Annotated in this window: 6 protein-coding genes; 2 read left to right on the forward strand and 4 right to left on the reverse strand. The window is 69.1% G+C overall.

Annotated elements, in window-relative coordinates; genetic code table 11:
- The first annotated feature begins 239 nt into the window (after positions 1 to 239).
- The gene (locus ADL15_RS44585; RefSeq protein ID WP_067705636.1) at positions 240 to 1,376 is read left to right on the forward strand and encodes a sugar ABC transporter substrate-binding protein; all 1,137 of its coding nucleotides are present in this window, start codon (positions 240 to 242) and stop codon (positions 1,374 to 1,376) included.
- A 53-nt stretch (positions 1,377 to 1,429) separates the two neighbouring features.
- Here ADL15_RS44585 and ADL15_RS44590 read toward each other — a convergent pair whose 3' ends face one another.
- From ADL15_RS44590 to ADL15_RS44600, 3 genes are read right to left on the reverse strand one after another with little or no spacing between them, the layout of a single operon-like run.
- Positions 1,430 to 2,437 carry an LLM class flavin-dependent oxidoreductase gene (locus tag ADL15_RS44590; protein WP_067705638.1) on the reverse strand — a complete coding sequence of 336 codons (1,008 nt, stop codon included), beginning with the start codon at positions 2,435 to 2,437 and terminating at the stop codon, positions 1,430 to 1,432.
- 10 nt (positions 2,438 to 2,447) lie between these two features.
- Entirely contained in the window at positions 2,448 to 2,930 is a 483-nt protein-coding gene (gene smpB / locus ADL15_RS44595) for an SsrA-binding protein SmpB (RefSeq protein WP_067705640.1), read from the reverse strand.
- 13 nt (positions 2,931 to 2,943) lie between these two features.
- A complete protein-coding gene (locus tag ADL15_RS44600) occupies positions 2,944 to 3,219 on the reverse strand; it encodes a hypothetical protein (protein WP_067705641.1) in 276 nt (91 codons plus the stop codon).
- A gap of 173 nt (positions 3,220 to 3,392) precedes the next feature.
- Between ADL15_RS44600 and ADL15_RS44605 the strand changes: the two genes are divergently transcribed.
- Positions 3,393 to 5,510: an MMPL family transporter gene (locus tag ADL15_RS44605; protein WP_067705643.1), complete on the forward strand. Its 2,118-nt coding sequence runs from the start codon at positions 3,393 to 3,395 to the stop codon at positions 5,508 to 5,510.
- 316 nt (positions 5,511 to 5,826) lie between these two features.
- Here the strand turns inward: ADL15_RS44605 and ADL15_RS53680 are convergent, their stop codons facing one another.
- Positions 5,827 to 6,171 carry a hypothetical protein gene (locus ADL15_RS53680; protein WP_157441979.1) on the reverse strand — a complete coding sequence of 115 codons (345 nt, stop codon included), beginning with the start codon at positions 6,169 to 6,171 and terminating at the stop codon, positions 5,827 to 5,829.
- Between the last annotated feature and the right edge of the window lie 865 nt (positions 6,172 to 7,036).

A 7,036-nucleotide genomic window follows, 5' to 3' on the forward strand; every position in this document is an offset into this window, starting at 1 on the left:
CGCGGCGGTCCGCAGAAGCGGGCCGCCGTGGCACGTTAAGCACCGGTTACGTGGTTCCGGAAAAAGGAAGTTGTCAATACCGTCCGTGATGCCTTGCCGGTGACGCCGGGCGAAGTGAATAATCTTCCCCTCAGGCCTGCACCCGATGTTGCGGCCGAGGCGCTCAGGTTGATACTGGGCCGACCGTCCGGCGACCCCCCCGCTGGTCGGGATACACCCCTGAGAGGACTTCAACTGCCATGCGCAAGGCACTGTTCGCACTTGTCGCTGCCGGCCTGATGACGTCGGTCACGCTTACGGCCTGTGATGACGGCTCGGGCAGCGGTGACTCCAGCGACGACACCAGCACCTCCAACGTGTCGGTGTCGATCACGGGCAAGGGCCGGAACGGCGTCGGAGTCATCCTGCCGGACCTCAAGACCTCCGCCCGGTGGGGCAAGGACGACCCGAACTACCTGAAGGCCGCGTTCGAGAAGGCCAACGTCCCCTACGAGATCAAGAACGCTGAGGGTGACAAGGAGGCGTTCAAGGCGATCGCCGACAAGATGCTCGACGGCGGCGTCAAGGTGCTGGTGATCGCGAACCTCGACTCGGCCAGTGGCAAGGCCGTGATCGATAACGCCCACGCCCGCAAGATCCCGGTGATCGACTACGACCGGCTCACCCTCAACGGCAACGCCGACTACTACGTCAGCTTCAACAACGAGCAGGTCGGCATCCAGCAGGCACAGGGCCTGATGAGCTGCATGCAGGCGAAGGCGGCGAGCGGCAAGCCGGTGGTCGCCGAGCTGAACGGGTCGCCCACCGACAACAACGCCACGTTGTTCAAGGACGGGTACGACTCGATCCTGCAGACCAAGTACGACAACGGCGAGTTCACCAAGGGCCCCGACCAGTTCGTCCCGGAGTGGGACAACGACGAGGGCAAGGCGATCTTCACGCAGATGCTGAAGCAGTGGCCGAACATCGACGGCGTGCTCGCCGCCAACGACGGCCTCGGCAACGCCGCCATCGAGGTGCTCCGCACCAAGCGCCTGAACGGCAAGGTCCCGGTCACCGGCCAGGACGCCACCGTGCAGGGCCTGCAGAACATCCTCGTCGGCGACCAGTGCATGACGGTGTACAAGGCCACCAAGAAGGAGGCCGAAGCGGCCGCCGACCTGGCGATCGGCATCGTCAAGGGCCAGAAGAAGACGGCCAACGACAAGGTGAAGGACCCGGAGACGGGCGCCTACGTGCCGTCCGTCCTGCTGATCCCGACCCCGATCACGGCCGGCAAGGTCAAGTCGCTGGTGACCGAGGGCTACGTCACCACCAAGGAACTGTGCACTCCGAAGTTCGTCGCCAAGTGCGAGCAGTACGGCGTGCTCAAGTAGGTGTGAGGGGTGTGAGGGCCGGCCCGGCCGGCCCTCACGACTCAGCAGGCCGGTCAGCCGGCCAGGATCTCCCGCACCCGGGGGATGACCTGCGAGCCGTAGAGTTCGACAGCGGTCATCAGGTGCTCGTGCGGCAGGCTGCCGTGGGCGTACTTCAGATCGAACCGCTGAATCCCCAGCGCCTGGATGGTGGCGGCGACCTTGCGGGCCACCGTCTCCGGTGAGCCGACGTGCCAGGCGCCCTCGGTCACGTCGTCCTCGAACCGGTCCCGGGTGATCGGCGGCCAGCCGCGTTCCCGGCCGATCCGGTCCAGCATCGTGCGGGCGTGCGGCCAGAGCAGATCGACCGCCTCGTCGTCGGTGGCCGCCACGAAGCCGGGGCAGTGCACCGCGATCGGCTGCTCGGGCTGGCCGAGTTCCTTGAGCGCGCGGTGGTAGAGGTCGACGTACGGCGCGAACCGGGCCGGCTCGCCACCGATGATCGCCAAGCAGAGCGGCAGGCCGTAGCCGGCGGCGCGGATCACCGACTCGGGGCTCCCGCCGACGCCGATCCAGGTGTTGATCCGTCCGGACTCGGTCTTCGGGAACACGCTCTGGCCGGTCAACGGCGGGCGGACCGTGCCGGACCAGGTGACCGGCTTCTCGGCGAGCAGTTCCGCCATCAGCTCGGTCTTCTCCTCGAAGAGCCGCTCGTAGTCGCCGAGGTCGTACCCGAACAGCGGGAACGACTCGGTGAACGAGCCACGCCCGAGGATGATCTCCGCGCGGCCGTTCGACACCGCGTCCAGGGTGGCGAAGCGCTCGAACACGCGTACCGGATCGTCGGAGCTCAGGACCGTGACCGCGGTGCCCACCGTGATCCGCTCGGTCCGGGCGGCGATCGCGGCCAGCACGATCTCCGGGGACGAGATGGCGAAATCGTCGCGGTGGTGCTCGCCGACGCCGAAGGCGTCGACACCCAGGCGGTCGGCCAGGACCGCCTGTTCGACCACGTTGCGGATGACTTGAGCGTACGACGTATCGGCGGTGACGTCGCCGAACGTGTCGAGACCGAACTTCATGATCAAGAGTTTATCGGCGGGCGCCTTTGAGACGTCGGCCCATCTCCTTGGCGATCTCCTTCTGGGCGTCGCGCTGGGCCAGCACCTGCCGCTTGTCCCAGGACTTGAGGCCGCGGGCGATGCCCAGCTCGACCTTCACCCAGCCGTCCTTGAAATACATCGAGAGCGGCACCAGGGTGAGCCCGGTGCCGTCCCGCAGGGTGTTCAGGATCTTGATGATCTCGACCTTGTGCAGCAGCAGTTTCCGGGTGCGGCGCGGGGCGTGGTTGGTCCAGCTGCCGAAGCCGTACTCGGCCACGTGCAGGCCGTACAGCATCAGCTCGCCCTCGTGCTCCTGGGCGAACGCGTCGACCAGCGACGCGCGGCCCAGGCGCAGCGATTTCACCTCGGTGCCGGCCAGCACCAGGCCCGCCTCGTACGTCTTGAGGATCGCGTAGTCGTGACGCGCCTTCTTGTTCGAGGCGATCAGCTTGGTCCCGGTCTCCTTGGCCACCCCCGAAGGGTAACTAGGGGATGTCGGTCGGGACCGGGCGGCGCATCGAATACGTCACGCTGCTCAGTCGATGGGGTTCGTCCTTCACGTGGATCACCGCGCGGTCGTAGGCCTGCCACCCGGCCGCACCCGCCCGATTCATATGGCGCAAATCGTCGAAGCGTTCGTCGGTGCCCCAGCGCAGCACCCCACCCGGGTGATGGAACGTCGCGGTCCAGTCCATGAACCGGTCGGTGCCCAGCGTGCCCGCCGCGCGGTACTCCAGCCGCGCATACTCCCAATTGGTCACCGGACGATTATGCCGGTATCCCACGTACGCCGCCGTCCGTACCGGACCCGCGTGATCATAAGCCGAACGGAGTACCCGCCCCTGAGGAATCCCTGATCTGACTCGTCTCGGGGTTCAGATCGATCTTCTTCCCTGCATACGCTCCGCGGGTTCACGCGTTTTGGGGGAGAGCGATGACAACCGGAACCTTCGCCCGGCTGGTCAGCGGCCGGCGCAGCAAATGGATCGTGCTGGCACTGTGGATCGTGGTCCTGGTCTTCGCCGGGGGGCTGGCCGGCAAACTGGGCAGCGTCGAGAAGAACGACAACGCGTCCTGGCTGCCCGGCGGCGCAGAAGCCACCCAGGTCGCCGACCTGCAGAAACAGTTCTCGCCGGACGACATCGTGCCGGCCATCCTGGTCTACGAGCGCCTCGGCGGGATCACCCCGGCCGACCAGCAGAAAGCCGCCGCCGACGCCAAGGCGATCGCCGCGGTGCCCGGCGTGACCGGCGAGGTGGTCGGCCCGATCCCGTCGCAGGACAAGGAGGCGCTCCAGGTCATCGCGCCGATCAAGGTCGACGCCGACGGCTGGGACAAGATCGCCGGCGTCGTCGATCAGATCAAGACCATTTCCGGTACGGGGGAGAACGGCCTGACCGTGCACCTGACCGGGCCGGCCGGTGTGGCCGCCGACTCGGCGAGCGCGTTCGAGGGCATCGACGGCACCCTGCTCTACACCACCCTGATCGTGGTCGCCGTGATCCTGCTGGTGACGTACCGGAGCCCGGTCCTGTGGCTGCTTCCGATCATCACGGCCGGCGTCGCGCTGACCACCGCCCAAGCGGTGATCTACCTGCTCGCCAAGAACGCCGGCCTGGTGGTCAACGCGCAGAGCGCCGGCATTCTCACCGTCCTGGTCTTCGGCGCCGGCACCGACTACGCCCTGCTGCTCGTCGCCCGCTACCGCGAGGAGTTGCGCCGGCACGCCGACCGGCACGAGGCGATGATGTTCGCCCTGCACCGGGCCGGCCCGGCGATCATCGCCAGCGCCGCGACCGTGGCGATCGGGATGTCCTGCCTGATGCTCGCCGAGGTGAACTCCACGAGCGGTCTCGGGCCGGTCGCCGCGCTCGGCATCGTGGTCGGCCTGCTCGCGATGATGTCGCTGCTGCCGGCCCTGCTGGTGATCTGCGGCCGGTGGCTGTTCTGGCCGGTGCGCCCGCGCTTCGGCACGCCCGAGCCGAGCGCGACCGGCTTCTGGTCCCGGGTGGGCACCCGGATCGCCCGGCGCCCGCGCACGGTCTGGGTGACCACCTCGGTGGTGCTCGGCGCGATGGCGCTCGGCCTGCTGCAGCTCAACGCGAACGGCCTGAGCCAGGAGGACTCGTTCACCAGCGAACAACCGTCGGTGGCCGGCCTCGAGGTGCTCGCCCGGCACTTCCCGGCCGGGCAGGGACAGCCGGTCGTGGTGATCGCGAACGAGGCTCAGCAGAGCGCGGTCCGCACCGCGTTCGCCGGGGTGCCCGGGATCAGCGAGGTCAGCGACCCGGTGACCAAGAACGGTCTGGTGCAGTTCGAGGGCACCCTGCAATCCGCTCCGGACAGTCCGGCCGCGGAGGACACCGTGCTCGCGGTCCGGGACGCCGTGCATCCGATCCCGGGCGCCGACGCCAAGGTCGGCGGGATGACCGCGATGATGTACGACATCAACGAGGCCAACAAACACGACAACCGGCTGATCATCCCGTTGGTGCTGCTGGTCGTGCTGGTCATCCTCGGCATCCTGCTGCGGTCCCTGGTCGCCCCGCTGATCCTGATCGCCACCGTGGTGCTGTCGTTCGCGGCCGCCCTCGGGGTCAGCGCGCTGATCTTCCGGCACGTGTTCGGCTTCGCCGGGGAGGACACCTCGTTCCCGCTGTTCGTCTTCGTCTTCCTGGTCGCGCTCGGCATCGACTACAACATCTTCCTGATGACCCGGGTCCGCGAGGAGGCCCGCGAACACGGCACCCGCCGTGGCGCCCTGATCGGCCTGGCCGCCACCGGCGGAGTGATCACCTCGGCCGGCATCGTGCTGGCCGGCACGTTCGCGGCGCTCGGCAGCCTCCCGCTGGTGGCCTTCGCCGAGATCGGCTTCGCGGTCGCGTTCGGCGTCCTGCTGGACACCCTGGTCGTCCGGTCGGTGCTGGTCACCGCACTGAACCTGGACATCGGCCGCTGGATGTGGTGGCCCAGCCGCCTCACCCACCAGGACCCGTCAGTCAACGCGCCGATCTCCCCGGCCCCAGCCACCCTCACCCACCAACACGACTGACCCCTCCCCGCCCAGTCCACCCACGCCCGCACGGCGCGGGCGTGCTGGGCCGGTCGGCCCCCTGCCCGGCCGCCAGGCCGCACCTGTGGCATCAGGCCAGCCGGGGGACCGCACCTGTGGCCGGGGTCGGTGGGTCGGGGCCAGCCAGGGGACCGTGCCTGTGGTCGGCCCGCCGACCAGGCCGGTCAGGTGCACGGCGGGCCGTGTCTGTGGCCGAGCTGCCTGCCGTGCATATGGCCGGGCCTGTGGCGGGTCGGCGGGCCAGCTCTGTGGTCGGCTCGCTGCTGGCCCGCCCGTCGTGGCGGGCCGGCGCCGGTCAGCCCGCCACGGCGATCATCCAGCAGATCAGGAAACCGGCGATGCTGACGGCGTAGCCGACCGCGATACCGAGCCCGCGCGCCCCGGGCTTGGCCAGGCTCGACGCCAGCGCGATCACCACACCGGCGACACCGGCCCAGAACGGCCCGGCCGCGACGAAGTTCAGCCCGAACGTCGTACAGATGAAGCGAGTGTCGTGGTCGGCACAGCCATCACCGGCGAAGACGAACGCCGCCGCACCGAGAAAACTGAACACACCGGAGAGCGCCATCAGCCCAACCACCGCAATCGCGGCATAGATGGAGGCTGCTCTGCTCTGCGCGGCCGAATCGTCCGGTGTCATGAGACCCGACCGTAGGCGCTCTCAGCCACCCCCCATCCGCCAACCACCCGCCACAGCCCACCGCACGCCCCTCCCGAGCCTCCGCAGCCCACCGCGCGCCTCTCCCGAGCCTGCGTAGCCCGCGGCGCGCCTCACGACTCCGGCTGGCGCTCACGGTCCCCTCACGCCCGTCCAGGCAGCCGCCAGCACCAGCCGAGCCGCCGCCGACGCCACTCAGCTTTAGTCGATCTTGGAGGGTGCTCGCGGAGCGCTTGCTCCTGTGCTTGCGGCCGCGGGCACGGGCAGGCCTGCGCTGCTCGCGGCCGGGGCGCCCGGCGTCGACACCCGCGAACCATCGTCAGGTTTGGCGGATGGCTGGGGCGGCGGCCAGGCGGACCCGGCGGCTGGTTGCGGTTGGCCACGTCATGCACTGCCCGCGGCCGGGCACGACCGCACCGGAATGCGGTCGTCCGGTCCCGGCAGCCGGTCCGTTCCGGTTTGCCGGCGGAGGTGCCCATCCCCGGTACGCCACCAGCCACGCGATACCCCACGTTCCCGGGGCGCTAGCAGCACACGCCTGGCCCCGGCTGGTGCCCACGGTGGTATCAAGGCCGCCGACACGACCACCAGCAACAGCCGGGCACGACGGGCTGGGTCTGGTGGCCGTTATGAGGCGGTTTTAGGGGCCGTCAGCGCTAGCCGGGCACGGCGCAATGGCGCCGGGCCTGTTTTGGTCTCGGTGGGGCCCTGCGGCATTGGAGTGGTGTCCGATGTGTTCGGGTGCAGGTGGGGGTGCGGCCCGGGATGTTCGGTCGCTCAGTGGTCCTTCGACGGGTCGGCGTGGGTGATCGATGCCGGTGGGGCGGTGGAAGTCCGCGCTCGGCAC

Source organism: Actinoplanes awajinensis subsp. mycoplanecinus, from assembly GCF_001509495.1.
GTDB lineage: Bacteria > Actinomycetota > Actinomycetes > Mycobacteriales > Micromonosporaceae > Actinoplanes > Actinoplanes palleronii.